Consider the following 24,481-nt stretch of genomic DNA (forward strand, 5'->3'; position numbering starts at 1 on the left):
TCGTAGACTTCTCCATCATGAGCACCCCCACGCAGCAGCAGGTGATGGACGCCCTGGCGACCGTCAACGATCCCGAGATCAAGCGCCCGATCACGGAGCTGGGGATGGTCGACACCGTCGAGGTGGCCGACGACGGCTCGGTCGCGGTCCACGTGCTGCTGACGGTGGCCGGCTGCCCGCTCAAGGACACCATCAACCGGGACGTCACCGCGGCCGTCACCAAGGTCCCCGGCGTCGCGTCGATCGACCTCAGCCTCGGAGTGATGACCGCCGAGCAACGCGCCGGCCTCAAGGAGATCCTCAGCGACGGCCGCGCCCAGCGCGAGATCCCGTTCGCCCAGCCGGGCTCGCTGACCAAGGTCTACGCCATCGCCAGCGGCAAGGGCGGCGTCGGCAAGTCCTCGGTCACCGTCAACCTCGCCCTCTCGCTCGCTGCGCAGGGGCTCAAGGTCGGTGTCGTCGACGCCGACATCTACGGCCACTCCGTGCCCGCCATGCTCGGCGTGGCCGACACCCGGCCGACCCAGGTCGACGACCTGATCATGCCCGTGCCCACGCCCAGCGGCGTCTCCGTGATCTCCATCGGCATGCTCAAGCCCCGCCGTGACCAGGTCGTCGCCTGGCGCGGCCCGATGCTCGACCGCGCGCTGGTGCAGATGCTGGCCGACGTCTACTGGGGCGACCTCGACGCCCTGCTGCTCGACCTGCCCCCGGGCACCGGCGACGTGGCGATCTCGCTCGGCCAGCACCTGCCGAGCGCCGAGGTCGTGGTCGTGACGACGCCGCAGGAGGCGGCCGCCGAGGTCGCCGAGCGCGCCGGCACCATGGCGTCGATGATGCACCAGCGCGTCGTGGGGGTCGTCGAGAACATGAGCTACCTCCCCTGCCCGCACTGCCCGCCCGAGGACGACCACCGCCTGGAGATCTTCGGCTCCGGTGGCGGCGCCCGCGTCGCGGCGACGCTCTCCGAGCGGTTCGGCTACGACGTGCCGGTGCTCGCGCAGATCCCGCTCGACATCTCGCTCCGCGAGGGCGGTGACGTCGGCAAGCCCATCGTGGAGGCCGACCCGACCGCCCCCGCCGCGCGCGAGCTCACGCGGGTCGCCGAGACGCTGGTAGGCCGCGGCCGCGGTCTCGCCGGCATGCAGCTCGGCCTCACCCCGTCCAGCAAGTTCTGACCACGTCCGAGCGCGGCTCCGGCCAGGCAGTAGGTTCTCAACCATGTTCGACGTCGGGCTCCTCGAGCTGGCCGTGATCGCCCTCGTGGCGGTCGTCGTGCTCGGTCCTGACAAGCTGCCCGACCTCGCTCGCCAGGCCGCACAGCTGCTGCACCGCGCCCGCGGGCTCGCCAACAACGCCCGCGACGAGCTGCGCAACGAGCTCGGCCCGGAGTACTCCGACCTCCAGCTGCGCGACCTGGACCCGCGCTCGATCGTGCGCAAGCACATCACCGAGGCCATGGCGGAGGTCGACCGCGAGCAGGCAGCGGCCGCCAAGCAGTCCGCCCTCCCCGACGGCCAGGTCCCGCCGTACGACGTCGAGGCCACCTGACGCTCGCGGTCGCCACCGCGCGTCAGTCGTCGCGGCTCTGCACGGCGAGGAGTCCGGCGTAGGGCACGAGGAATACCTCACCCGAGGTGGCGCGCCCCTCGAGGAAGTCCGCACCGACGCGCTGGACGTACGCCTCGTGGCGGGTGCCGTCGGCCAGGTGGACCAGGCACCGGGCACCGGCGTCGGCCAGGCGGCGCAGGGCGGCGCGCAGCCCCAGCCGGTCCACCGGTGACCAGGCCACCTCCGGCACCGACCGCTCGCTCGCCCCGCGTACGCCGGTGACCGCGCGCAGCGGGACGATCCAGTCCTGCCCGGTCGCGTCGAGCAGGCACCACTCCTCCCCCACCCGGGCCAGCCGTCCCTCGATCCGGCCGACGTGCGGCAGGTCGAGGGCCACGTCGCGGCCGCGCGAGGCCATCAGGCGGCTGGCGAGCGTGACGGCGGCGTACTCGGTGCGCGCCCGGTCGGCGAGCTCGGCCTGCCGGTCGGCCTCCCACGCTGCCGCCGCCTGCCCCTCGAGGTCGTCGAGCAGCGCGAACAGCTCGTGCTCCCAGGACATGGGCCGAGCCTAGCGACGCGAGCCGCCACCCCGGGTGGGTCAGCACCGTGTGGATGGGCCGTTGACACACGGCGTGAACGTTCGTTGAATGATGCAAACGCACGCAAACGGAAGGATCGCGTGATGCCTCGGGGGATCGTCCACACGGCTCGGCCGTACGTCGTGTGGCTCGGCGTCACCGCCGCCTGCACCGCGGCGGCACTCGCGGTGCCCGCCACCTGGCGTGGCGCCGCCGACGCGAGCGCCCCCGACACGGTCCCGCAGGTGCTCGTGGCCGCCTGCGCCACCGGGCTGGCCCTGTCCCTGGCGTGGCTCTGGCTGGTCACGTCGCTGACGGTCGCCGAGGTCGTGACGGGCTCGGTGCCGCGCCGCGGCGGAGCCGCGCGCCGCTGGGTGCTGCTCGCGTGCGGCGCGGCCGTGGTGGCCGGTACGGCGTTGCCGGCGCACGCCTCGGGCGGCGACGGGGCCGAGGTGCTCGCCGGGCTCCCGCTGCCCGAGCGCGCCGTCGCACCCGCCACGTCGGCCACCTCGGCCACGTCGGCGCACCCGGACGCACCCGCCGCCGCGCCGGGCGAGGACCCCTACGTGGTCCGGTCCGGCGACTCGCTGTGGTCCATCGCCCGGGCGCACCCGGCGTCGGGCACCGACGTCGAGGCCCGGTGGCGGGCCATCTGGCGCCACAACCGCGACGTCGTGGGCGACGACCCCGACCTGATCCACCCGGGCCAGGCGCTCCGCCTGCCCGACACCCACACCGACCCGAAGGACGGAGAACGACGATGAGCACACCCGACAGCGCCGAGGCCGAGGTCGTCCTCCTCCGACCGAGCGCCGGCATCGCCAGCGTGCAGGGAGCGCTGGCCCTGGACCTGACGCCGCGCACCGCTCCCCCGCGGCCACGCCTGCGCAGCACCCGCGCGAGCGACCTGGCCGAGCTGGAGCGCGCCTCGCGGGAGCAGGTGGACGCCTTCGTCGGCCGCTACCTGCAGGCCGCGGTCGAGATCGCCGCCGGCGACCGCCCGGTCGCCCAGCTGCTGCGCCACACGGTCCCCGACGTCTTCGACACGTTGTCGGGCCGCGCCCGGTCGGTCACCGCCGCCGGCGGCCTCGCGCCGGGCCGGGTCCGGGGACCCAACCCGGCGCGGCCGGTCGTGGTCGGCGTGCGCACCGCCCTGATCCGCAGCGACGCGGTCGAGGCCAGCGCGCACGTGCGCTACGGCCGACGCTCACGCGCGGTCGCCGCACGGTTCGAGGTCGTGCGGGACCGGTGGCAGTGTGTGGCGATCGCGTGGGGCTGACGGCCCCGTCCTGCTCCGCGCTCGATTCCGGGGTCCCTGCGGCGTTGCTCGGAGGAGCGCAGCGGAGGAGAAGGACGTCGTGGGGTGGTCAGCCGCCCATGGTCGCGCGGCCGGTGGCGCCGCCGGGGGCACCGTGGCAGCGCTTGAACTTCTGTCCCGACCCGCAGGGGCACAGCGAGTTGCGACCGACACCGGCGAACGGGTCGTCCTCGCCACCCGGTGACGCGTGGACCTCGGCCTCGCCGTCCTCGGACGGCGCGCTGTAGGACAGGTTCTGGGGACGGTTGGGCCTGTCGAGGCCCTTGGCCCGGATGGTGGGCGAGTGCTGCTGCGGCTGCTGCGGCTGCTGCTGCGCCTGGGCACCCGGCGCGTGGGCCGCCGCCTGCGCGAAGTCGATCTGCGGGGTGGCGCCGGAGACCTGGGGCGCGACCGGCTGGGCCTGCACCTCGTCCGGCTCGTCGTCCTCGGCCTCGACCTCGACCTGGAGGTTGAACAGGAAGCCGACCGACTCCTCCTTGATGCCGTCCATCATCGCGGCGAACATGTCGAAGCCCTCGCGCTGGTACTCCACGAGCGGGTCGCGCTGGGAGTAGGCCCGGAGGTAGATGCCCTCGCGGAGGTAGTCCATCTCGTAGAGGTGCTCGCGCCACTTGCGGTCGAGCACGGAGAGCACGACGCGGCGCTCGAGCTCGCGCTGCACCTCCTCGCCCATCTCGTCCTCGCGGCGGTCGTAGGCCTCCTGCACGTCCTTCTGCAGGTCCTCGACGAGCTTCTCGCGGTTGAGCCCCTCGACGCCGCCAGCCTGCTTGACCACGCCCTCCTTGGTCAGGCCGACCGGGTAGAGCTGGTTGAGCGCGGTGAACAGTCCGTCGAGGTCCCAGTCCTCGCCGTAGCCCTCGGTCGCGCCGCGGACGTAGCCCGCGATCACGTCGTCGAGGAAGCCACGGATCTGCTCACCGAGGTCGGCGCCCTCGAGCACCCGGCGGCGCTCGGCGTAGATGACCTCGCGCTGACGGCTCATCACGTCGTCGTACTTGAGCACGTTCTTGCGCGACTCGAAGTTCTGCGACTCGATGTTGGCCTGGGCGCCGGCGATGGCGTTGCTGACGCGCTTGGCGTCGATGGGCACGTCGTCGGGAACCTTGAGGACGGTGAGGATGCGGTCGACCCACTCCGACTTGAACAGGCGCATCATCTCGTCCTGCAGCGACAGGTAGAACCGGGACTCGCCCGGGTCGCCTTGGCGGCCGGAACGACCGCGGAGCTGGTTGTCGATGCGACGCGACTCGTGGCGCTCGGTGCCCACGACGTAGAGGCCGCCGAGGTCCCTGACCTCGTCGTGCTCGGCTGCGACCTGCGCCTTGATGCGCTCGACCATGGCGGGCCACGCGGCGTCGTACTCCTCCGGCGCCTCCACCGGGTCCAGGCCCTGCTTGCGCAGCTCCTGGTCGGCGAGGAAGTCGACCGAGCCGCCGAGCATGATGTCGGTGCCTCGACCGGCCATGTTGGTGGCGACGGTGACCGAGCCCTTGTGACCGGCGAGCGCGACGACCTTGGCCTCGTCGGCGTGCTGCTTGGCGTTGAGGACCGTGTGCGGGATGCCGCGCTTCTTGAGCAGGTTCGAGAGGTACTCCGACTTCTCGACCGAGACGGTGCCGATCAGGATCGGCTGGCCCTTCTCGTGGCGCTCGGCGATGTCGTCGGCGACGGCCTCGTACTTGGCCTCCTCGGTGCGGTAGACCAGGTCGACGTTGTCCACGCGCTGCATCGGACGGTTCGTCGGGATCGGGACCACGCCGAGCTTGTAGATCTTGTCGAACTCCGAGGCCTCGGTCATGGCCGTACCGGTCATGCCGGAGAGCTTCTCGTAGAGGCGGAAGTAGTTCTGCAGGGTGATCGTGGCGAGGGTCTGGTACTCCTCGCGGACGGTCACGCCCTCCTTGGCCTCGATGGCCTGGTGAAGGCCGTCGTTGTAGCGGCGACCGGCCAGGATGCGGCCGGTGTGCTCGTCGACGATGAGCACCTCGCCGTCCATGACGACGTACTCCTTGTCGTTGCGGAACAGCTCCTTGGCCTTGATGGAGTTGTTCAGGAACGAGATGAGCGGGGTGTTGACCGAGTCGTAGAGGTTGTCGATGCCCAGGTGGTCCTCGACCTTGGTGATGCCGGGCTCGAGCACGGAGATCGTGCGCTTCTTCTCGTCGACCTCGTAGTCGGTGTCGCGGACCATCGAGCGCGCCACCTTGGAGAACTCGGCGTACCACTTCACCTCGTCCTGGGTCGGGCCGCTGATGATGAGCGGGGTCCGCGCCTCGTCGATGAGGATCGAGTCGACCTCGTCGACGATCGCGAAGTTGTGGCCGCGCTGCACGCAGTCGTCGACCGAGTCGGCCATGTTGTCGCGGAGGTAGTCGAAGCCGAGCTCGTTGTTGGTGCCGTAGGTGATGTCGCAGGCGTACGCCTCGCGTCGCTCGGCGGGCTTCATCGACGGCAGGATCACGCCGACGGTCAGGCCGAGGAAGTGGTGCACGCGGCCCATCTGCTCGGACTGGAACTTGGCGAGGTAGTCGTTGACCGTGACCACGTGCACGCCCTTGCCGGCGAGGGCGTTGAGGTAGGAGGGCAGCACGGCGACGAGCGTCTTGCCCTCACCGGTCTTCATCTCGGCGATGTTGCCGAGGTGGAGGGCCGCCGCGCCCATGATCTGCACGTCGAAGGGCCGCATGCCGAGCACGCGCTTGCTCGCCTCGCGGACGGTAGCGAAGGCCTCCGGCATCAGGTCGTCGAGGGTCTCCCCGTTGGCGAGCCGCTCGCGGAACTCGTCGGTCATCCCGCGGAGCTCGTCGTCGGTCATCTTGACGAAGTCGTCCTCGATGGCGTTGACGGCCTTGGACACGGACTCGAGCTCACGGAGGATCTTGCCCTCGCCGATGCGGAGGAGCTTGTCGATGATGGCAGGCACGAGTGGTAACTGTACCTACCTCGACAACGGCTCTCCCAATGCGTGCGACAGGTCACCCCGCTCGCCCACCACGACGTCGTCCAGCCCGAGCCAGTCGGCCATCCGCCGCAGCTCGCCGGCCAGCTCGTGGGCGGTCTCGGGTGGGGCGCCCGCCTCGGCGAACGCGCCCTGGACGAGCAGGCGTCCCGTGGCCCGGTCGGCCTTGAGGTCGACCCGCCCGACCAGCCGGTCGCCGAGGAGGAACGGCAGGACGTAGTAGCCGTGCACACGCTTCTCCGCCGGGACGTAGATCTCGATCCGATAGAAGAAGTCGAAGAGGGCCTCGGCCCGCGCCCGTTCCCACACCAGCGGGTCGAACGGGCTGAGCAGCGTGCGGGCGCCCACCCGCCGCGGGAGCCGCGCGTCGCGGTGGAGGTAGGCCTGCCGCTTCCACCCCTGCACCGCCACGGGGGCCAGCTCGCCGGACTCGACGAGCTCGTCGATCGCCACCTTGACGCTCGCCTTCCCGGGCGCGGGCTGGAGCCGCAGGCGGTAGTAGTCGGCCAGGCACGGTCCGCTCGCCACGCCGTGCGAGCGCGCGGCGCGGCGTACGAGCTCGGTGACCGCCTCCTGCGGCGTCGGCGTGGGGGCGGCCAGCACGCTCGCGGGCAGGACCCGCTCGGGCACGTCGTAGACGACCTCGAACTGGCTGTTGCGCCCAGCGACGGCGACGTCACCCACGAGGTAGAGGTAGTCGAGGACCTTGCGGGCCTCGGACCAGTTCCAGCCCCAGTGATGCTTGGTGCGCGGGCCGGTGCTGAAGTCGGCCTCCAGGTCGCGCGCGGTGACCGGGCCCCGGTCGCGCACGGCGTCGAGCACCTGGGGCTCGAGCGACGCGTCCGCGGTGAAGCCCCACTTGCCGCGCTCGCCGCGGTACTTCTCCATCCGGTGGCGCATCAGGGGCCACAGCTCGACGGGCATCAGCGCCTGGACGTGCGCCCAGTACTCGACGAGGCGGCGCGGTCGCCGCGGGGTGCCGTGCTGGGCGCGGCGCAGCAGGTCGACGTCGTACGGGCCCATCCGCGAGTAGAGCGGCATGAAGTGGGCGCGCTGGAGGACGTTGACCGAGTCGACCTGGAGGACGCCGGTGCGCGCCAGCGTGCGGTCGAACGTCGCCATCGTGGGTGTGGCGTGGGGCCGGTCGGTGAAGCCCTGGGCGGCCAGGGCGATCCGGCGGGCCTGGAGCTGCGTGAGCTGGTCCACGGCCCGAACTCAACCAGACGCCACCGACACAGGGCGGGGTCTCGATACAACCCGTCACGTCCTCGCGGGCTCGGCCGTGGGGCCACTCGACCTGATCGTGCTCACGGCGTGCGCTCGTTCCTCGCGCTCGCCCGCACGATCACGGCAGGTCGAGGAGCTTCTCGCGCATGGCGTACATGACGGCCTCCATGCGGGAGTGGAGCTGCAGCTTCTCCAGGATGTTGCGGACGTGGTTCTTGACCGTGTTCTCCGAGATGAAGAGCTCCTTGGCGACCTCACGGTTGTTGAGGCCCTTGGCCACGAGGCGCAGGACCTCGAGCTCGCGCTCGGTGAGCCGCAGGGCCGGGCCCTGCTCGCGCTCGGGCTTCGACATCTGCTTGAACTCGTCGATGAGCTTGACGGCCATGGAGGGGCTGATGAGGGACTGGCCCTCGTTGACCACGCGGATCGCCTGCGCGACCTCCTCGATGGAGGAGTCCTTGAGCAGGTAGCCGGCGGCACCGTTCTTGACCGACTCGTAGAGGTCGGCCTCCTCGTCGGAGACGGTGAGCATGATGATCTTGGTGGCCGGCACGGCCTCCTTGATCGCGCGGCAGGCCTCGACGCCGGTGCGACGCGGCATCCGTACGTCGAGCAGGATCACGTCGGGCGCGGTGGTGATCGCCAGCTCGGTGGCGGTGATGCCGTCGGCCGCCTCGCCGACCACCTCGATGTCGATGTCTCCACCCAGCAGCATGATGAGGCCACGGCGGAAGAGCTCTTGGTCGTCCACGACGAGCACGCGGACGGGTTCGGTCCCAGCTGATGTTGCCTCGGTCACGCGCGCATCATGTCATGCGCGCGCGACCGTGGGCAGTGGTCGGTTCAGTCCACCTCGAGCGAGATGACTCCGTAGTCGTACCCGCGGCGGCGGTAGACCACGGACGGCCGCTCGCTCTCCTTGTCCACGAAGAGGTAGAAGTCGTGCCCGACGAGCTCCATCTCGTAGAGGGCCTGGTCAAGGGTCATCGCCACCGCGCTGTGGGACTTCTCGCGGACCACGAGCGGGCCGTCGCCCGTCACCGTGATCGGGCCGACCTTGCGCTCGACGACGGCCTCGTCGTCAGCGGGGGCGTCGTCCACCTCCGGCAACGAGGCGAGCGCCTCGCCGACGCCGACGTGGGCGTTGCGTCCCTTGTGCACGCGGCGGCGGTCCGCGGCGCGACGCATCTGGGCCTGCATCTTGTCGAGCGCCAGGTCGAGGGCGCCCATCTTGTCCTCGGCGGCGGCCTCGGCGCGGATCACCGGACCCTTGGAGAAGGCCGTGAGCTCGACCTTGGTCGACCGGTCGTGCTGGCGGGGGTTCTTCTCGAGCCCGACCTCCACCTGGACGCGCATGATGCGGTGATCATGCTTCTCCAGACGGCTGAGCTTCTCGGACACGTGCTCGCGGAACCGGTCGGACACCTCGCAGTGCCGTCCCGTGACCACAACCTCCATGTGAACCTCCTCAACTAGCGAACGGTCCGCACCCCTCCATTCGCCGCGGCGGCACACCCGCCGAGGCAGGGTGGGATGGAGCCCGCCCGGCCGACCTGGTCTTCGACCCCACAACCGCCTGCTGAAGCGTTCGCAACTTCTCCGTCACTACTGGCCTTCTCCCGGCTTCCGGCACATCTGGTGCCGGAGACGAGGCAGGACTTACTTCTAAGCCGCACCGTGATCGTCCGACGGGCGTCGGGCTGCTGAGCAGCGCGGTGCCCGGGGACTTACGTGGACCGTTTCGCCTGCGACTGGCATCGGCTTGCCACGGTTCGGACGTGTCGCTGCACCTCGCGGTGCCGCGCGCAGCCCTCTCCGTGACGCAACCACGGACCCGGGCGGACTCCATGACAAGACGCTAGCCCCTCAACCGCATCGGGCCAACCGGGGGGTCACCTGTCGGGCGGGGCGATGGGGCCCGCGGGCCCGGCCCGCCGTCGGGTCGCCGCCACGGCAGCGACCGCGACGGGCGGCAGACCCACCGCCTCGAGAGCCCGCTGGGCCTCACGCGCGGTGGATCCGGTGGTCAGCACGTCGTCGCAGACCAGGACGTGGGCCCGGCTCCACCGGCGGCCGACCCGCGCGAGCGCGGCAGAGGGACAGTGCATCGAGCCGGCCACGTTGGCGGCCCGGTCGCCCGCGTCGAGGCCGGCTTGGTCGGCGGCGCCGCGCGAGACCAGCAGGGGCGCGACCGCCGAGGGCCGCTCGCGACGTACGCGGGACGCGGCCCGGCGGACGAGCGCCTCGGTGGCCTCGTAGCCGCGACGCCGACCGGCGCCCGGCCGGGACGGCACCGGGACCAGCAGCAGCGGCACCGCGGGGTCGAGGTCGGCGGCGGCGCCGCGGACCGCCTGCGCGAGCAGGTCGCCCAGCACCCGCCGGTGACCCCACTGGCCGCGGTCCTTGTGTCCCACCACCAGCGCTCGCACCGCGCCGTCGTACGCCTCCGCGACCCACGGCGTCACGAGCCCGTCGGGCACGGGCGTCGGCCACGCCACCCGCGGCCCGCCCGACAGGCCGTCGCGGCAGGCCGCGCAGAGCATCCGGCCCGGCCGGTCGCACCCCACGCACCGGCTGCCGAGGAACAGGTCGAGGGCCTCGTCGAGCACCCGCCCATGCCAGCAGCACGGGTCGTACGACGGCAACCGCGGGCGCGGCGCCTGTGGATCAGCCGACGTAGGTGAGCGACGTGAGGCCGGGCGGCAGGTCGGGGACCGAGCGCTCAGGCCGGGTCAGGGCGAACACGGAGCGCCCCGCCACGGCGTAGGCCTCGACCAGGTCGACCGGACTGGACACCAAGGTGCGGATGCGTCCGCGGAGGGTCGTCGTGCCGCCGGTCGAGATCTCGCCCGGGGCGCCGTCGACGGAGACCGTGCGCACCTGCGAGAGACCCTCGGTGATGATGTCCCTCAGCACCGACACGGTCGTGGGCGAGCGCCAGGCGATGTCCCGGATCCGCGCGTTGCCCTCGGCGGGCTCCGGCAGCACCTGCGGCCGGGTGAAGCCGACCACGGCCCCGGCGGCGTCGTGCCGGACCCGTACGGAGACGACGCGGTCCGCCTTGCCGGTCCGCACGACGGCCACCAGCCGGGTCCCGTCACGCGAGACGATCAGCTCCGTGAGTCGGCGCCCGGTGAGCCCCGGCACGACCACCTCCCCAGTCTCCCCGCCGACGACCTGGAACACCCGCGCACGTCCGTCGTTGCGGTCGAGCACCCAGATGCGGTCGCGGTAGTCCCAGTGCGGTGCGGCGAGGTCGACGGCCCCGACGACGACGGTCGCCACCTCCCCGGTGGGCGCCTCGGTCGGTGCCACCACCAGGTCCGACCCCGTGGCGGTGACGCCCGCCAGCCGGACGCCGGAGAGGCTGACGCCGATCGAGCGCAGGTCGTAGCCGGACTCCTCCTGCCCGAGCGGGCCGAGGGTGGGGGCGAGCTCGCCCATCGGTCCGGTGACGACCCTTCCCTGGTCGAGCGCGAACAGGTCCGTGGTGGCGGGCACGCCGTTGGGGTCGTAGCCGCTGCCGAACTGCAGGCTGACCTGGGGCGAGCCGCTGGGCCCGACGATCGTCCGACCACCGATGCTGAGCTGGACGGCACCGATGCGCGGCTCCTGCCGGAGCGTCCAGACGAGCTGGGCCAGCATCCGCTGGGCGGTCAGCTCGTCCACGGCGTCGGGGTCGCCGGACAGCGAGACCTGCGCGATGCCGGAGGTGATCGGCACCGAGAGGCCGTGCGTGGTGCCCGGCGGGAAGTAGCTGCGGGTGACGTCCTGCAGGTCCGAGGAGGACCGGGTCAGCAGCCCGCGCACCAGGGACGACGCGAACTGGTCACCGCGGGGCACGAACACCGGCTCGGGGACCATGATCTCGGTCGTGGGGTCGAAGTAGTAGAGCGAGGCCCGCTCGTACCAGTCGTCGAACCACGTCTCCGGCACGATGAGGGCGTCGGGCACCTCGTCGATGCGCCACTCGCCGTCCTCCTTGACCAGGCCGAGGGAGAGGGTGGCGCCACCGTGGGTCCGCTGCCAGGCACCGCGCGCGTCGTAGGTGTTCACGTCGGTCAGCGGGACCCGCACGGAGGTGCCGGCCGTCGGGTCGCCCAGCTCGGCGTAGGTGATGATCTCCTGCTCGGGCACCCACGCCTCCGCCGCGTCCCGGGAGAGGAACTGGCGGGCCACGCTGACGCTGACCGGGGTGGCCTTCATCGCCTCGAAGAAGCCCTCGACGACCTCCGCGGTCGCCTGCCCGGCCTGCGGCGGTCGGGGATCGAAGGAGATGCCGGGAACGTCCTGGGAGCCGCTGGTCCCCTCGGACTCGACGACCGGACCGGAGGTGGGCATCCGCGCGCAGCCCGCCAGCAGTGCGGCGGCGGTCACCAGGCCGAGCACGCGCGCGACCCGCGCCACCCGGCCGGCGCGACGGCTCCTCGTGCTGCCCCTCATGCCGTCTCCCGGGCGTCGACGGGGACCAGCGGCAGCGGCGAGTGGCGCAGCTGCATGCCCAGCCGGCGGGGCAGCGTCAGCCGGAACTGGGCGCCCTCCCCGGGACGACCCCACGCCTGGAGCCATCCTCCGTGCAGGTGGGTGTCCTCGAGCGAGATCGACAGACCGAGCCCGGTGCCGCCGCTGGTGCGGGCCCGCGCCGGGTCGGCCCGCCAGAACCTATTGAAGACCATCGCGGACTCCCCCGGTCCGAGGCCGACGCCGTGGTCGCGGACCGCGATGGCGGCGGACTGGAGGTCCGCACCGACGAAGATCTCGACGTCGTTGCACTCGGCGTGGTCGATGGCGTTGGTGACGAGGTTGCGCACGACCCGCTCCACCCGGCGTACGTCGGCCTCCGCGACGCAGGGCGTGCCGGGGTCGTGCAGCACCACCCGGGTGTCGCGCTGCGCGGCGAGCACCGAGGTCATGTCGACGACGCGGCGGGCGACGTCGACGAGGTCGACGTCCTCGGTCTCGAGCACCGCTGCCCCGGCGTCGAAGCGGCTGATCTCGAGCAGGTCGGCCAGGAGCGTCTCGAAGCGGTCGAGCTCCTTCTGGAGCAGCTCCGCCGCGCGACCGGTGACCGGGTCGAGGAACGGCTTGGCGTCGTGGATGACGTCACTGGCCATCCGCACGGTGGTGATGGGCGTGCGCAGCTCGTGGGAGACGTCGGAGACGAAGCGGCGCTGGAGCCGGCTGAGCTCCTCGAGCTGGCGGATCTGCTTCTGGAGGTTGGAGGCCATCTGGTTGAACGACGTCGCCAGCCGCGCCAGGTCGTCCTCGCCGGTGACGCGCAGGCGCTCCTGGAGCTGGCCGGCCGCCAGCCGCTCGGCGACCCGGCGAGCCATCCGGATCGGGGTCACCACCTGCCGGGTCACCAGCCACGTCAGCAACGCGACGAGCAGCAGCAGCGGAACGCCGGCGACGAGCATCGCCCGCGAGACGAGCGCGAGGGTCTCCTCCTGCTCGGCCAGCGGGTAGAGGTAGTAGAGCGTGTAGGTGTTGTCGTCGGCCGGGAGCCGGATCTGGCTGCCGACCACGATGCCGGGGCCGTCGGGGAGGCCCTGGATCGGCCGCGTGGTGCGGATGTCGGTGTAGGTCCATGCCGTCGGGGAGAGCGAGTCGAAGCGGGCCTCGAGGGACTCCGGCACGCTGGCCAGGTCGAGGCCCTCGGTGAACTTCGCGCCACCGTCGGCCAGCCGGACTCCCTCGTCGATCGGCGGGGACAGCACCACGGCGAAGCCGCGCGTGGTCCCGCGCGCCTGGATCGGCTCGACGAGCGCCTGTTGCTGGGCCGACTCGTCGGCGTCGATGCCGGGCGTGGCGGCCAGCGCCGCACGGGCCGCCTCCGTCTCGCCCTCCGCCTCCTGCACGACGGCCTCGACCCGGTGGTCGAGCAGCCCGTCACGGGTCTGCTGCATGAGGAACCAGCCGACGATGCCGACGACCGCCGCCGAGAGCAGGACCGTGCTGACCACGACGCGCGCCTGCACCGAGCGCCGCCAGAAGGCGGGCCCGTGCCTCAGCACCGGTGGGAGCCGGTCACGCATGCTCACCGGTGCTCCTAGGACTTGCCGGCCTTGTAGCCCACGCCGCGGACGGTCACGACGACCTCCGGGTTCTCCGGGTCGTGCTCGACCTTGGAGCGCAGGCGCTGGACGTGCACGTTGACCAGACGGGTGTCGGCACTGTGGCGGTAGCCCCAGACCTGCTCGAGCAGCACCTCACGCGTGAAGACCTGCCACGGCTTGCGCGCGAGGCACACGAGCAGGTCGAACTCGAGCGGGGTGAGGTTGATCGACTCGCCCGCCCGGGTCACCGAGTGGCCTGCCACGTCGATGGACACGTCACCGATGGTCAGCCCCTCGCCTGGGGTGACGTCGTGGCGGCGCACCCGCGCACGGACGCGCGCGATGAGCTCCTTGGGCTTGAACGGCTTGACGATGTAGTCGTCGGCACCGGACTCGAGGCCGACGACGACGTCGATGGTGTCGCCCTTCGCGGTGAGCATCACGATCGGCACGCCGGACTCGGCGCGGATCTCCTTGCAGACGTCGATGCCGTCCTTGCCGGGGAGCATCAGGTCGAGCAGCACTAGGTCCGGCTGGTAGTCGCGGAACGCGTCGAGGGCCACGTCACCGCGCCCGACGATGCGGCTGTCGAAACCCTCCTGGCGCAGGACGATGGACAGCATCTCCGCCAAGGAGGGGTCGTCGTCGACGACGAGCACGCTGCCGCGCGCTGGCTCGGCGAAGTCGGTCATGGCGCCCAGTCTATTGGGGCACCACGACCGACCTCGGCCGAACGCGTGTTCTCGCTCAGTAGCGGTAGTGCTCCGGCTTGTACGGACCCTCGACCGGGACGCCGAGGTAGGCGGCCTGCTCCTTGGAGAGCTCGGTCAGCTCGACGCCGAGGGCGTCGAGGTGCAGCCGGGCGACCTCCTCGTCGAGGTGCTTCGGCAGCACGTGCACGCCCAGCTCGTACGAGTCGGCCTTGGTGAACAGGTCGATCTGGGCCAGCACCTGGTTGGTGAAGGAGTTCGACATGACGAACGACGGGTGTCCGGTGGCGTTGCCGAGGTTGAGCAGGCGGCCCTCCGACAGCACGATGATCTTCTTGCCGGGCGTGCCGTCCTCGCTCGGGAAGATCCACTGGTGGACCTGCGGCTTGATCTCGTCCTTGACGATGCCGGGGATCCTGGCGAGACCCGCCATGTTGATCTCGTTGTCGAAGTGACCGATGTTGCCGACGATCGCCTGGTGCTTCATCTTGTGGAAGTGCTCGACGGTGATGATGTCGAAGTTGCCGGTCGTGGTGATGAAGATGTCGGCGGTCTCGACGACCGAGTCGAGGCGCTTGACCTCGTAGCCGTCCATCGCGGCCTGCAGCGCGCAGATGGGGTCGATCTCGGTGACGATGACGCGAGCACCCTGGCCGCGCAGCGACTCCGCGGAGCCCTTGCCGACGTCGCCGTAGCCGCAGACGACGGCGACCTTGCCGCCGATCATCACGTCGGTGGCGCGGTTGATGCCGTCGACGAGCGAGTGGCGGCAGCCGTACTTGTTGTCGAACTTGGACTTGGTGACCGAGTCGTTCACGTTGATCGCCGGGAAGAGGAGCGTGCCCTCCTTGAAGCGCTCGTAGAGCCGCAGCACGCCGGTCGTGGTCTCCTCGGAGACTCCCTTGACCATGGGGGCGCGCTTGGTCCAGCGCTGCGGGTCGGCCTCGAGCGAGCGGGCCAGCACGCGCAGCACCTCCTTGAACTCCTCGTTGTCGGTGGAGTCCTGCGACGGGACGGCGCCCGCCTTCTCGTACTCGACACCGAGGTGCAGCAGCATCGTGATGTCGCCGCCGTCGTCGAGCAGCATGTTGGGGCCGCCCGGCTCGCCGTTCTCGCCCGGGAAGTCGAAGACCTTCTCCGCCTCGTCCCAGTACTCGGCGAGGCTCTCACCCTTCCACGCGAAGACCGGGACGCCCTTCGGGTCCTCGGGGGTGCCCCCCTTCGACGGGTGGCCGACGACGACCGCCGCGGCGGCGTGGTCCTGGGTGGAGAAGATGTTGCAGGTGGCCCAGCGGATGTCCGCGCCGAGGGCCGCGAGGGTCTCGATCAGCACGGCGGTCTGGATGGTCATGTGCAGCGAGCCGGCGATGCGCGCACCCTTGAGGGGCTGCTCCTTGCCGTAGCGCTCGCGCATGGCCATCAGGCCCGGCATCTCGTGCTCGGCGAGCTCGATCTCCTTGCGGCCGTAGGCGGCGAGGTTGAGGTCGGCGACCTTGAAGTCCATCGGTTGTCTCCTGGTGTGGTGGAGCCGTCTGCGCCGCACATCTGTGCATCCTCGGGATCTCCCGCGCGGACCAGAAGAGGGTAGGACCGCCCTCAGCGATTCGGAGAATCCTCGGGGGGCGGGTCGCTGGGGGTCGATCCGGTCGCGCCGCCGCGTCCATCCGAGCCCGTCGGGACGTGGCCCCCGGCGTGCTCGGTGACGTCCCCACCGCCGTGCGTGCTGCCGTGCTCGGTCCCGTGCTCGTCGCCGTGCTCGTCGCCGTGGCCGCCGATGCCGAAGGCGCGCAGGGCGTACAGCACGACGAACCCGACGACGAGGCCGACGAGGGCGGAGACAAGGGTGTTGAGCAGCCAGCCGACGAGGCTGCCCAGCGCCCCGCCGATCGCGTGGTGCACGTCCTCCTCCCAGTGGTGCAGGAGGTCGTACGGCGCGTGGAGGGCGTCGCCGAGCGCCGTGCCCTCGAGCAGGCCGTCGTGAGCGCCGATCTCGTAGAGGCTGACCAGGAAGATGTGTCCACCGACCCAGAGCATGGCCAGCGTGCCGATGAAGGAGATGCCGGCGAGCAGCCTCGGCATGAAGGCGACCATCCCGAGGCCGATCCGCTTCGAGGCCCGGGAGTCGCGCAGGGACAGGGCGAGCCCGACGTCGTCCATCTTCACGATCAGCGCGACGACGCCGTAGACCAGCACGGTGATCAGCACCGCCACGACGCCGAGCACGATGGCGCGCATCCAGATGCTCGCGTCGGGGTCGGAGCTGACGACCTCCTTGAGCGCGATCACCATGATCTCGGCGCTGAGGATGAAGTCGGTGCGCACGGCGTTGGCGATGGTGCGCTTCTCGTGCTCCGGGGTGAACTCCCCCGCCCCCGACACGTCCTCCTCGGCCTCGGTGGAGTGCCCGGTGAGCCGCTCGTGCACCTTGTGGGCGCCCTCGTAGGCGAGGAATCCACCACCGAAGATCAGGATCACCGGCAGCAGCCACGGGAGGAACTGCCCGAGCAGCACCGCTGCAGGGAGGATGAAGAGCAGCTTGTTGCGCAGCGAGCCGATGGCGATCTTCTTGATGATCGGCAGCTCGCGCTCCGCGGCCGACCCGTGGAGGTACTGCGGGGTCACGGCGGTGTCGTCCACCACGACGCCGGCGGCCTTGGCGCTGGCCCGACCCGCGGCAGCGCCGACGTCGTCCACGCTGGCTGCTGCGATGCGCGCGAGCGCGGCGACGTCGTCGAGGAGGGCGAACAGTCCGCCGGCCATGGGCGATCCTTCGGGTCAGTGGGTCGGGTGGTGCGTCCGGTGGGCTCCAGCCTATCGGCGCGGCGCACGCCGTCGTGACCCGCCGACCGTGCGCGCCGAAGGCACCGGCTCACGCCTCCGCGACGGGGTCGGTCCCGGACGAGGCAGGGTCGTGGACGTAGGTCAGCAGCTCGGCGTACGGCGGCATCGGGCCGCGGCTCCGCTCACCGGTGGCGACCCATCCGTGCTTCTCCCAGAAGGCCCGCCCACGGGGGTTGGCCGCGTAGCAACGGAGCCACGGTCGCTCGACGCCGGCCGCCGCCATCCGCGCGAGCAGCTCGTCGTGGGCGGCTGACGCCAGGCCGCTCCCCCACTCGTCGAGGGCGACGCCGAAGCGCTTCACCTCGTCGCCGGCCAGGGCCGCGAAGCCGGCGACGGCACCCGCGCGCTCGATCACGAGGCACTCGATCGCCGGGTCGTCGATCTCCTCGCGCCACCGCCCGGCCAGCACCTCGCGCGGGAAGGGATGGGCGTCCTGCGGGAACACCGCCGACAGCCCGGCGACCGACGTGGGCTCCTGGACCTCCATCACGGCCGGGACGTCCTCGGCGCGCATCCGGCGCAGCACGTCTTCGGTGGCCATGCAGGGACAGTAACCTCGCCGGATGTCGACCCCGTCGCCCTCGCACCCGCCGGACACGGCCGACCACGCCTGGCTCGTCGAGGAGCGGGAGTACGCCCGGCACGAGGCCCGGCGCGGCCGGCGGCACGCCTTCGAGCACCTCGACCCGCGACGTACCGCGCTCGTCGTGGTCGACCTGGTGCCCTTCTTCGTCCGCGAGTCGGCGTACGTCCGCGGGATCGTGCCGCGCGTCGAGCGGCTCGCCTCCGCTCTCCGCTCGGCGGGCGGGGTGGTCGCGTGGGTGGTCCCCGGCTACGCGCCGCCGAGCGCCAAGGACCGCGAGTTCTTCGGCGACGAGGTGGCCCGAGCTCTACGCCCGGTCCGGCGGTGACGGTCCTCCGAGGTCGCGCGTGGACCCCTCGCTCGCCGTCGCCCCGGACGACCTGGTCGTCGAGAAGACCGCGCGGAGTGCGTACTCCCCCGGTTCCTCCGACCTTCCCGCCCTCCTCGCGGCTCGCGACGTCGACACGCTCGTGGTCACGGGCACCGTCACCAACGTCTGCGTCGAGGACACCGTGCGCGACGCCAGCGCCGCCGGCCTCCGCGTCGTCCTCGTCGCCGACGCGTGCGCGGCGGTGCGCGACCAGGACCACAACGCCACCCTCCACGTCGTCCACCGCTCCTACGGCGACGTACGGCCCACCGCCGAGGTGCTCGACCTGCTCGCCGGGCCCTCGGTCGGTTGAGGCGGGACGGAGTCCCGTCACGAAGCCCGCTGCTCCGGTGGTTGAGGAGGGACGAAGTCCCGAAATCAGTCGACCCTTGCTGGTTGAGGAAAGACGAAGTCCCGTCACGAAACCAGTCCACCCTCGCTGCTTGAGGAGGGACGAAAGTCCCGTCACGAAACCCTGCGAGAAAGAGCCGGCCAGCAACCGTCCAGAGTCAGGCCAACTCAAGGGTGACTGTCGGTGCTCGCCTCTAGGATCGAACACATGATCGAGATACTGGGACCCGGAGCACGTGAGGTCGACGACCTCACCGCCTCCGACCTGCTCGCCTCGATCCGCGAGCGCCGCGCCGCTGAGGACCGAGCAGCGGCCGACGTGCTGGTCCTCGCCGCTCGGTGGGCCGACCTGCACCCGCCGGAGTCGATCCACGACGCGGCTGCCTTCACCGTGCCGGGCTGCGAGCACGAGGAGCCCATCGCGGGTGAGGGCGCCCCACTGGTCGCGGAGTTCTGTCTCGCCGAGCTCGGCACCGTCCTCGGGATATCGACGACCGCGGCGAAGAAGCTCGTCGGCCACGCCCTCGAGCTCCGGCACCGCCTCGCGCGCCTTTGGGCGCAGGTCCAGGCCGGGCGGATCCCGGCCTGGCGGGCCCGCGCGGTCGCCGAAGCCACCATCCACTCGACACCGGCACTCACTCGCGAAGCCGCGGCGTTCGTCGACGCGCAGGTCGCCGCCGTCGCCGGTCGGATCGGTGCGGCGCAGCTGGACCGGCTCGTCGCCGAGACCATCAAGCGCTACGACCTCGCCGGGTTCGATCCGGCCGCGGACCCGGAGGACGGCTACCTCCACGTCGACCCGCGCCACGTGAGCATCGACACCACCGAGGTCCACTTCGCCGGCACGATGCGGATGGAGGCCGAGCTCGACCTCGCCGACGCCCTCGACGTCGACCGCGCCGTGACTCACGGGGCCGCAACCCAGGCCGCACTCGGCTCCACCGAATCGCTCGCCGTGCGGCGCGCGAAGGCCCTCGGCGATCTCGCCCGCACCCAGACCGCCCTCGACCTCCCAACCCAACGCCTCGTCAGCGACGACGGCAACCAGGACGATCCGGACGCTCAGCCCACGCTTCCCGCAGCTCGGGAGGTCGTGCTCCACGCCCACTTCGACGCCGCCCTCGCCGGGCTGGACACCGTCTTCGCGCCCACCGGCCGGATGGAAGAGGGCCAGCGCCTGCTCCTCCTCGACCAGGTCAAGGACTGGAGCGCTGACTCCCGCACGAAGGTCACCGTGAAGCCGGTGATCGACCTCAACGCCGACCTCTCCACGCCGGCGTACGAGGTGCCCGACCGGATCCGCGAGCAAGTCATCCTCCGCGACACGACGTGCGTCTTCCCGTGGTGCACCCGACCGGCCCGGCGCTGCGACGTTGACCACGTCACCGAGTACGACCACGCCGCCGACGCCGAGGGTCGACCACAACCCGGCCCGACGACGACCGACAACCTCGCGGCATTGTGCCGCTTCCACCACCGCCTCAAGACCCACACCGCCTGGCACTACCGCATGACCGAGGCCGGAGTCTTCGAGTGGACCTCACCCCACGGCCACCACTACCGACGCGACCGCCACGGCACCACCGCGAGCAACGAGGCCGAGACGCCCGACCCGCCCGACGTCCCGCACCCGCGCCCGCGCCCGCGCCCGCGCCGACCATGACCTCGCCCCGCACCCCGCCACCCACCGAGTAGCGGGGCTGCAGGCGCGTCCCGGAGTCGGACGATCACGGCTCCACACGTCCACCCCGGGTTCTGCCATGGTGATCGCCATGCGCTCCGAGCCGATCTACGACGGCGACGACTTCTACTGCGACGTGGCCATCCCGCGAGCCGTCCCGTTGGAGGTCGTCCACGAGGACGACCTGGTGCTCGCCTACCACCACACACGGCCCTTCTGGCAGGTCCACCTCGTCGCGGTGCCGAAGCGGCACATCGCCTCGTTCACGACGATCGGGGCGACCGACGAGGCGGACGTCCGGGCACTCCTCGCGGTCGTCCGACGGCTCGCGCGGGAGGTCGAGGACGAGCACGGCGCAGCCGCCGTCCTGACGAACCTCGGCGCCTACCAGGACTCCAAGCACCTCCACGTCCACGTGCACTCGGGCGCGCAGCTCCGCGTCTGAGCCGATGTCGGGACCGACGGGCACACTCGGGGGATGGACGCGCGAGCACTGATCACCGGCCTGGCCGAGCTCATCGACGCCCACGACTGGGAGGCGCTGCCCGGCGTGCTGCACCGCGACTTCACGTGCCGGCTGGTGCACACCGGCGAGGTCTTCGACCGGGAGAAGTGGGTGCGGTTCAACGCCGACTACCCCGGCTTCGAGCGGATGCACGTCGAGGACCTCGTCGCCGAGGGCGACCGTGGGGTGCTGCGGGCGCGGGTGACCGGTAGGGGCGGCAGGGGCGAGGAGCTCGAGTTCGCCGTGGCGAGCTTCGCGACCGTGCGCGACGGCCTCCTGGTCGAGCTCGTCGAGGTCTGGGCCGACGTCGACCAGCAGCCACCGGAGGGCACGCGACCGTAACCTGACCCGGTGCTTCCCGAGCCGACCGAGCGCCTGCGATTCCGCCGCATGCGGATGGCGGACCTCGACGACGTCACCGCGCTCCTCGTCGCGTTCGACCCCATGCGTGGCGAACGCCCTCCCAGCACCCGGGACGACGGCGTGCGCTGGATCAAGTGGCAGGAGCGCAACCACGCCGACCACGGGTTCGGGCTGTGGGTCGCGGAGTCCCACGACGGCACGTTCGTCGGGGACTGCGGCCTCACCGTGCAGGACGTCGAGGGCACGCCCCACGTCGAGATCGGCTACCACCTCCTCCCCGCGATGCGCGGCCATGGGTACGCCACGGAGGCGGCGCTGTCCGTCTGCGACTGGGCTGCTGCCCACGGGGTCGACCACCTCGTCGCCCTCGTGCGGCCGGACAACGCGCCCTCGCAGCGGGTTGCGCGCCGTCTGGGGATGGAGGTCGAGCGGACGGCCCACGTCCACGGCGCCGACGCGCTGGTCTTCGGGATGCGGCTGGTCCGACCCTGACCACACCGGAGCCCCGGGCCGATCCGCGTGGTGAGGTCGGCTCCGGGGCTCCGTGAGGTCACCTCGGGCGAGGCGTCACTTCATCTTCTTGGCGGCGACCTTCGCGAGCTTCTTGATGGCGGACGCGGGGATGGCCGCGTCGTCGATGGCCACGACGGCCGCGGCGCGCTTGCCGTCGCCGATGAACACGGTGCTCGAGTAGGAGACGACGCCCGCGACGGCGGTCTCCTGCTGCAGCATCACCGTCGACTGGCCGAGCCTGGGTGCCTTGACCAGCGTGGTCGTGACCGTGCCGCCCGAGGTGGGCTCGGTGAAGGTGGCGCAGTCCTCGGCGTACTTCTTGTACGACTTGAGGTACGTCTTGACCTTGGCCGCCGACGAGTGCTGGACGACCGTGGACTGCACGTAGGACGCCCCGGCGGACGAGACGCCGCGGATGCTGGCGAGGCGCTTGACCTTCACGATCTCCGCCGTGTCGCAGGTCGCGCCCGGCACCGAGCTCTGCTTCGAGGTGAAGGAGGTGAACTCGGCGTCCGCCATCTCCGGGAACGCCGTGACGATGTCACCCTTCTTCGGAAGGTCCTTCGCGGACACGGCCGCCTGGGCGGCCGGGGTGCCGGAGACGAGCAGGACCGCGGTGATGCCGGCGGCGATGGACAGGGAGGTGCGACGCATGGATGCTCCTGTATGACGTGGATGCTGACTGCCCAGTCCTGCCCGGCACCGAGAGGCTCAAACCTCCCGCGACGTGAGAGCCCGGGTCAGTCGTCGACCAGGCCGACGCGGAGGTACTCCGCGGCGTAGTTGCCGGTGAGCAGCAGCGACGCGTAGCGCGCGACCTCGTCGCCGGCGTCGGTCTCGAGCACCTCGACCCGTACGCCGTGACGCGCGGCCGCGGCCTTGAGCTCGCCGGTCTGCACGCGCACGACCGGGTCGTCGGACCCGTCGTCGAGGATGAGCAGCAGCGGACGCAGGTCGCCGGGCTCGTCGGCGAACGGGTCGGCGAACAGGTCGTGCGGCCTGGTGGCCTCGATGACGGGGAGCAGGTGCTCGGCATCGCCGGCGATGGCCGATCGGCCGCTGGTGCGACGCAGCGACTCGGTCAGCCGCCGGGCCGCCCGGGCCGCGAGGACGGAGCCGCCCCAGACGAGCGGGTTGGTGTCGGCCATCGCGATCGCCAGCATCTTCGCGGGATTGACCGCGAGGTCGCGGTGCGGCGAGCAGCTCTCGGCGACCCGGTCGAGGGACTCGGCCACCGACTCGGCGTCGGCACGCGGACCGAGGTGGACGTGGGCGAGGTAGTCGAGGACGACGACGGCGGTCGCGAGCTGGTCGCCCGTCACGGTCGGCAGCACCGTCACGTGCCGCCCGGCGGCGTGCTCGCCCACGAGCGAGCGCTCGGGACACGCGACCACGACCTGAGCCCCCCGGCGTACGGCCTCGGCGACGGCCGACGCCGACCCGTGGTCGTTGCCCTCGGGCGCCAGCATGACGACGAGGTCGATCGACCCAGCCCACCCGGGGAGCCCCGGGTTGGGCCACGCCACGAACGGCACCGGGCACCACGGCTCGAGCACCGCCCGGAGCAGCCGCGAGTCGGGCCCCGCCGCGATCACCGCGCGGGGGCGGGCCTCGTCGCGACCGCGAGCGATGGCCTCTGCGGTCGCCGCCGCTGCCTCGTGGGCCTCGCGGCGCACCCGGGCACCGCTCTCGGCGAGCGTGCGCAGCCGGAGGTCGACCGTCTCCAGCACCCCGGCGTCGTCCAGCCGAGCCTCGTCGAACCAGGTCGCCACGGCCAGCTCCTCGGTGTTCAGGCGGGCTTGCGGGCCTCGTCGACCAGCAGCACCGGGATGTCGTCGCGGACCGGGTAGGCGTTGCCGCAGCCCTGGCACACGAGCTCCTCGACGCCGTCGGACGCGGGAGACAGCTCGCCGTGGCAGGCCGGGCAGACGATGATGCTCAGCAGCTGCTGGTCGATGTTCACGCCGATGATCCTAGGGGGTGCGGCCGCGGGTCAGTCAGTGGGCGTGAGCACGCGCAGGTGACCGCGCTTGGCGCCGCGGGTCGCGTCGTCGGTGGAGTGCAGCGGGACCGGCGCCGGAGCCGGTCGGGCCGCCTCCCGGACCGCGTCGGCAAGCGCCAGCAGGTCGTCGCTGCTCGGGCCCTGGGCCGTCGGGTCGGGCGCCAGCCGGAGCACCTCCCAGCCGCGGGGGGCCGACAGCCGCTCGCTGTGCACCTCGCAGAGGTCGTAGGCGTGCGGCTCGGCGTACGTCGCCAACGGACCCAGGACAGCGGTCTGGTCGGCGTAGACGTAGGTCAGCGTGTTGACCGCGGGACGGCCACACGCCGTCCGCGAACAACGACGGGCAAGGCTCACGGCGCCGACGCTACCCGGCACACGCACGCGCGGCGCTTAGGCTCGCGGCGTGGACATCGGGGTGGGCAGCGACACGGGCAGCGAGCCGGCCGGCGAGGCACGACGCCGGACCCGGGACCGGCGGGGCCGCGGCATGCGCGGCCCCGGGGTGGTGCCCGCCCGTCCGGGCACCACGGCGCTGCGGACGGCGCGCCAGCGGTTCGACCAGCTCGTGCTCGACGTGGTGACCCCGCTGGACGAGCGGTGGCACCGCCACCTCGGCCTGGTGGAGTACGCCGTCGAGGACGCGCCGATGCTGCCCGACGACTGGGGCGACGAGACCGTCCCGCTGTCGTCGCTGGTGCGCGGCAAGGGCCAGGAACCGACCCGGCTGGTGATCTTCCGCCGCCCCATCGAGCACCGCTCGACGTCGCGCGACGAGCTCGAGGCGCTGGTGCACACCGTCGTCGTGGAGCAGCTGGCCGAGCTGCTCAACCTCACGCCTGGCCAGGTCGACGAGAGGTACGCCGACTGATGCTG

Annotated in this window: 26 protein-coding genes and 1 pseudogene; 11 read left to right on the top strand and 16 right to left on the bottom strand. The window is 71.8% G+C overall.

Annotated features, from left to right (window positions below):
• The first annotated feature begins 17 nt into the window (after window positions 1-17).
• Window positions 18-1,178 (top strand): Mrp/NBP35 family ATP-binding protein, encoded by a 1,161-nt coding sequence (locus ACFQW6_RS18405; RefSeq protein WP_378548734.1) that lies wholly within the window; start codon window positions 18-20, stop codon window positions 1,176-1,178.
• 43 nt (window positions 1,179-1,221) lie between these two features.
• A complete protein-coding gene (locus ACFQW6_RS18410; RefSeq protein ID WP_378548737.1) occupies window positions 1,222-1,551 on the top strand; it encodes a sec-independent translocase in 330 nt (109 codons plus the stop codon).
• A gap of 22 nt (window positions 1,552-1,573) precedes the next feature.
• Here the strand turns inward: ACFQW6_RS18410 and ACFQW6_RS18415 are convergent, their stop codons facing one another.
• On the bottom strand, window positions 1,574-2,110 hold the full coding sequence (locus ACFQW6_RS18415; protein ID WP_378548740.1) for a hypothetical protein: 537 nt from the start codon (window positions 2,108-2,110) through the stop codon (window positions 1,574-1,576).
• 123 nt (window positions 2,111-2,233) lie between these two features.
• Between ACFQW6_RS18415 and ACFQW6_RS18420 the strand changes: the two genes are divergently transcribed.
• A complete protein-coding gene (locus tag ACFQW6_RS18420) occupies window positions 2,234-2,893 on the top strand; it encodes a LysM peptidoglycan-binding domain-containing protein (RefSeq protein WP_378548743.1) in 660 nt (219 codons plus the stop codon).
• Window positions 2,890-3,408: an Rv3235 family protein gene (locus tag ACFQW6_RS18425; protein WP_378548746.1), complete on the top strand. Its 519-nt coding sequence runs from the start codon at window positions 2,890-2,892 to the stop codon at window positions 3,406-3,408. The genes ACFQW6_RS18420 and ACFQW6_RS18425 overlap by 4 nt, the downstream gene beginning before the upstream one ends.
• An 88-nt stretch (window positions 3,409-3,496) precedes the next feature.
• Here the strand turns inward: ACFQW6_RS18425 and secA are convergent, their stop codons facing one another.
• The 11 genes from secA to ACFQW6_RS18480 form a co-directional block, all read right to left on the bottom strand.
• Window positions 3,497-6,370: a preprotein translocase subunit SecA gene (secA, locus tag ACFQW6_RS18430; RefSeq protein WP_378548749.1), complete on the bottom strand. Its 2,874-nt coding sequence runs from the start codon at window positions 6,368-6,370 to the stop codon at window positions 3,497-3,499.
• Window positions 6,371-6,385: 15 nt separating this feature from the next.
• Entirely contained in the window at window positions 6,386-7,612 is a 1,227-nt protein-coding gene (locus ACFQW6_RS18435; RefSeq protein WP_378548752.1) for a winged helix-turn-helix domain-containing protein, read from the bottom strand.
• A 139-nt stretch (window positions 7,613-7,751) separates the two neighbouring features.
• A complete protein-coding gene (locus ACFQW6_RS18440; protein ID WP_191194929.1) occupies window positions 7,752-8,432 on the bottom strand; it encodes a response regulator transcription factor in 681 nt (226 codons plus the stop codon).
• 44 nt (window positions 8,433-8,476) lie between these two features.
• Window positions 8,477-9,091, bottom strand: coding sequence for a ribosome hibernation-promoting factor, HPF/YfiA family (hpf, locus tag ACFQW6_RS18445; RefSeq protein ID WP_378548757.1), 615 nt, complete (start codon window positions 9,089-9,091; stop codon window positions 8,477-8,479).
• 434 nt (window positions 9,092-9,525) lie between these two features.
• Window positions 9,526-10,242 (bottom strand): ComF family protein, encoded by a 717-nt coding sequence (locus tag ACFQW6_RS18450; protein WP_378548759.1) that lies wholly within the window; start codon window positions 10,240-10,242, stop codon window positions 9,526-9,528.
• A gap of 58 nt (window positions 10,243-10,300) precedes the next feature.
• Window positions 10,301-12,076 (bottom strand): LpqB family beta-propeller domain-containing protein, encoded by a 1,776-nt coding sequence (locus ACFQW6_RS18455; protein ID WP_378548762.1) that lies wholly within the window; start codon window positions 12,074-12,076, stop codon window positions 10,301-10,303.
• Window positions 12,073-13,668 (bottom strand): MtrAB system histidine kinase MtrB, encoded by a 1,596-nt coding sequence (gene mtrB / locus ACFQW6_RS18460; protein WP_378549193.1) that lies wholly within the window; start codon window positions 13,666-13,668, stop codon window positions 12,073-12,075. The genes ACFQW6_RS18455 and mtrB overlap by 4 nt, the downstream gene beginning before the upstream one ends.
• 14 nt (window positions 13,669-13,682) lie before the next feature.
• A complete protein-coding gene (mtrA, locus tag ACFQW6_RS18465) occupies window positions 13,683-14,381 on the bottom strand; it encodes an MtrAB system response regulator MtrA (protein ID WP_378548765.1) in 699 nt (232 codons plus the stop codon).
• A 55-nt stretch (window positions 14,382-14,436) separates the two neighbouring features.
• On the bottom strand, window positions 14,437-15,903 hold the full coding sequence (ahcY, locus tag ACFQW6_RS18470) for an adenosylhomocysteinase (RefSeq protein ID WP_378548768.1): 1,467 nt from the start codon (window positions 15,901-15,903) through the stop codon (window positions 14,437-14,439).
• Window positions 15,904-15,995: 92 nt separating this feature from the next.
• Window positions 15,996-17,159 carry a DUF808 domain-containing protein gene (locus tag ACFQW6_RS18475; RefSeq protein WP_378548771.1) on the bottom strand — a complete coding sequence of 388 codons (1,164 nt, stop codon included), beginning with the start codon at window positions 17,157-17,159 and terminating at the stop codon, window positions 15,996-15,998.
• A 109-nt stretch (window positions 17,160-17,268) separates the two neighbouring features.
• Entirely contained in the window at window positions 17,269-17,781 is a 513-nt protein-coding gene (locus tag ACFQW6_RS18480) for a GNAT family N-acetyltransferase (RefSeq protein WP_378548774.1), read from the bottom strand.
• A 22-nt stretch (window positions 17,782-17,803) separates the two neighbouring features.
• On the opposite strand from ACFQW6_RS18480, the gene ACFQW6_RS18485 reads away from it, so the two are divergent.
• From ACFQW6_RS18485 to ACFQW6_RS18510, 6 genes and pseudogenes are all read left to right on the top strand, one after another.
• On the top strand, window positions 17,804-18,151 hold the full coding sequence (locus ACFQW6_RS18485; protein ID WP_378548777.1) for a hypothetical protein: 348 nt from the start codon (window positions 17,804-17,806) through the stop codon (window positions 18,149-18,151).
• Window positions 18,102-18,506 (top strand): annotated as a pseudogene (locus tag ACFQW6_RS18490) (cysteine hydrolase family protein); the annotation flags it as partial. The gene ACFQW6_RS18485 and the pseudogene ACFQW6_RS18490, both read left to right, overlap by 50 nt.
• 246 nt (window positions 18,507-18,752) lie before the next feature.
• On the top strand, window positions 18,753-20,207 hold the full coding sequence (locus tag ACFQW6_RS18495; RefSeq protein ID WP_378548780.1) for a DUF222 domain-containing protein: 1,455 nt from the start codon (window positions 18,753-18,755) through the stop codon (window positions 20,205-20,207).
• Window positions 20,208-20,316: 109 nt separating this feature from the next.
• Window positions 20,317-20,670 (top strand): HIT domain-containing protein, encoded by a 354-nt coding sequence (locus tag ACFQW6_RS18500; protein ID WP_378548783.1) that lies wholly within the window; start codon window positions 20,317-20,319, stop codon window positions 20,668-20,670.
• A 33-nt stretch (window positions 20,671-20,703) separates the two neighbouring features.
• Window positions 20,704-21,072 (top strand): nuclear transport factor 2 family protein, encoded by a 369-nt coding sequence (locus ACFQW6_RS18505; RefSeq protein ID WP_378548786.1) that lies wholly within the window; start codon window positions 20,704-20,706, stop codon window positions 21,070-21,072.
• Between the two features lie 9 nt (window positions 21,073-21,081).
• Window positions 21,082-21,585 carry a GNAT family N-acetyltransferase gene (locus tag ACFQW6_RS18510; RefSeq protein ID WP_378548789.1) on the top strand — a complete coding sequence of 168 codons (504 nt, stop codon included), beginning with the start codon at window positions 21,082-21,084 and terminating at the stop codon, window positions 21,583-21,585.
• A 75-nt stretch (window positions 21,586-21,660) separates the two neighbouring features.
• Here ACFQW6_RS18510 and ACFQW6_RS18515 read toward each other — a convergent pair whose 3' ends face one another.
• The 4 genes from ACFQW6_RS18515 to ACFQW6_RS18530 form a co-directional block, all read right to left on the bottom strand.
• On the bottom strand, window positions 21,661-22,260 hold the full coding sequence (locus ACFQW6_RS18515) for a hypothetical protein (protein WP_378548792.1): 600 nt from the start codon (window positions 22,258-22,260) through the stop codon (window positions 21,661-21,663).
• Window positions 22,261-22,346: 86 nt separating this feature from the next.
• Window positions 22,347-23,378 carry an SIS domain-containing protein gene (locus ACFQW6_RS18520; protein ID WP_378548795.1) on the bottom strand — a complete coding sequence of 344 codons (1,032 nt, stop codon included), beginning with the start codon at window positions 23,376-23,378 and terminating at the stop codon, window positions 22,347-22,349.
• A gap of 17 nt (window positions 23,379-23,395) precedes the next feature.
• Window positions 23,396-23,569 carry a Trm112 family protein gene (locus ACFQW6_RS18525; protein ID WP_378548799.1) on the bottom strand — a complete coding sequence of 58 codons (174 nt, stop codon included), beginning with the start codon at window positions 23,567-23,569 and terminating at the stop codon, window positions 23,396-23,398.
• A gap of 30 nt (window positions 23,570-23,599) precedes the next feature.
• Entirely contained in the window at window positions 23,600-23,962 is a 363-nt protein-coding gene (locus ACFQW6_RS18530) for a DUF3499 domain-containing protein (RefSeq protein ID WP_378548802.1), read from the bottom strand.
• Between the two features lie 49 nt (window positions 23,963-24,011).
• On the opposite strand from ACFQW6_RS18530, the gene ACFQW6_RS18535 reads away from it, so the two are divergent.
• Window positions 24,012-24,476 (top strand): metallopeptidase family protein, encoded by a 465-nt coding sequence (locus ACFQW6_RS18535; protein ID WP_378548805.1) that lies wholly within the window; start codon window positions 24,012-24,014, stop codon window positions 24,474-24,476.
• Window positions 24,477-24,481: the final 5 nt, after the last annotated feature.

The organism is Nocardioides sp. GCM10028917, from assembly GCF_042666175.1.
Lineage (GTDB): Bacteria > Actinomycetota > Actinomycetes > Propionibacteriales > Nocardioidaceae > Nocardioides.

Excerpts from the sequence above, each read along its gene's own strand:
- ACFQW6_RS18405 (WP_378548734.1), top strand. The coding sequence starts at position 18 with ATGAGCACCCCCACGCAGCAGCAGGTGATGGACGCCCTGGCGACCGTC.
- ACFQW6_RS18410 (WP_378548737.1), top strand. The coding sequence starts at position 1,222 with ATGTTCGACGTCGGGCTCCTCGAGCTGGCCGTGATCGCCCTCGTGGCG.
- ACFQW6_RS18415 (WP_378548740.1), bottom strand. The coding sequence starts at position 2,110 with ATGTCCTGGGAGCACGAGCTGTTCGCGCTGCTCGACGACCTCGAGGGG.
- ACFQW6_RS18420 (WP_378548743.1), top strand. The coding sequence starts at position 2,234 with ATGCCTCGGGGGATCGTCCACACGGCTCGGCCGTACGTCGTGTGGCTC.
- ACFQW6_RS18425 (WP_378548746.1), top strand. The coding sequence starts at position 2,890 with ATGAGCACACCCGACAGCGCCGAGGCCGAGGTCGTCCTCCTCCGACCG.
- hpf (WP_378548757.1), bottom strand. The coding sequence starts at position 9,091 with ATGGAGGTTGTGGTCACGGGACGGCACTGCGAGGTGTCCGACCGGTTC.
- ACFQW6_RS18455 (WP_378548762.1), bottom strand. The coding sequence starts at position 12,076 with ATGAGGGGCAGCACGAGGAGCCGTCGCGCCGGCCGGGTGGCGCGGGTC.
- mtrB (WP_378549193.1), bottom strand. The coding sequence starts at position 13,668 with ATGCGTGACCGGCTCCCACCGGTGCTGAGGCACGGGCCCGCCTTCTGG.
- mtrA (WP_378548765.1), bottom strand. The coding sequence starts at position 14,381 with ATGACCGACTTCGCCGAGCCAGCGCGCGGCAGCGTGCTCGTCGTCGAC.
- ahcY (WP_378548768.1), bottom strand. The coding sequence starts at position 15,903 with ATGGACTTCAAGGTCGCCGACCTCAACCTCGCCGCCTACGGCCGCAAG.
- ACFQW6_RS18475 (WP_378548771.1), bottom strand. The coding sequence starts at position 17,159 with ATGGCCGGCGGACTGTTCGCCCTCCTCGACGACGTCGCCGCGCTCGCG.
- ACFQW6_RS18480 (WP_378548774.1), bottom strand. The coding sequence starts at position 17,781 with ATGGCCACCGAAGACGTGCTGCGCCGGATGCGCGCCGAGGACGTCCCG.
- ACFQW6_RS18485 (WP_378548777.1), top strand. The coding sequence starts at position 17,804 with ATGTCGACCCCGTCGCCCTCGCACCCGCCGGACACGGCCGACCACGCC.
- ACFQW6_RS18495 (WP_378548780.1), top strand. The coding sequence starts at position 18,753 with ATGATCGAGATACTGGGACCCGGAGCACGTGAGGTCGACGACCTCACC.
- ACFQW6_RS18500 (WP_378548783.1), top strand. The coding sequence starts at position 20,317 with ATGCGCTCCGAGCCGATCTACGACGGCGACGACTTCTACTGCGACGTG.
- ACFQW6_RS18505 (WP_378548786.1), top strand. The coding sequence starts at position 20,704 with ATGGACGCGCGAGCACTGATCACCGGCCTGGCCGAGCTCATCGACGCC.
- ACFQW6_RS18515 (WP_378548792.1), bottom strand. The coding sequence starts at position 22,260 with ATGCGTCGCACCTCCCTGTCCATCGCCGCCGGCATCACCGCGGTCCTG.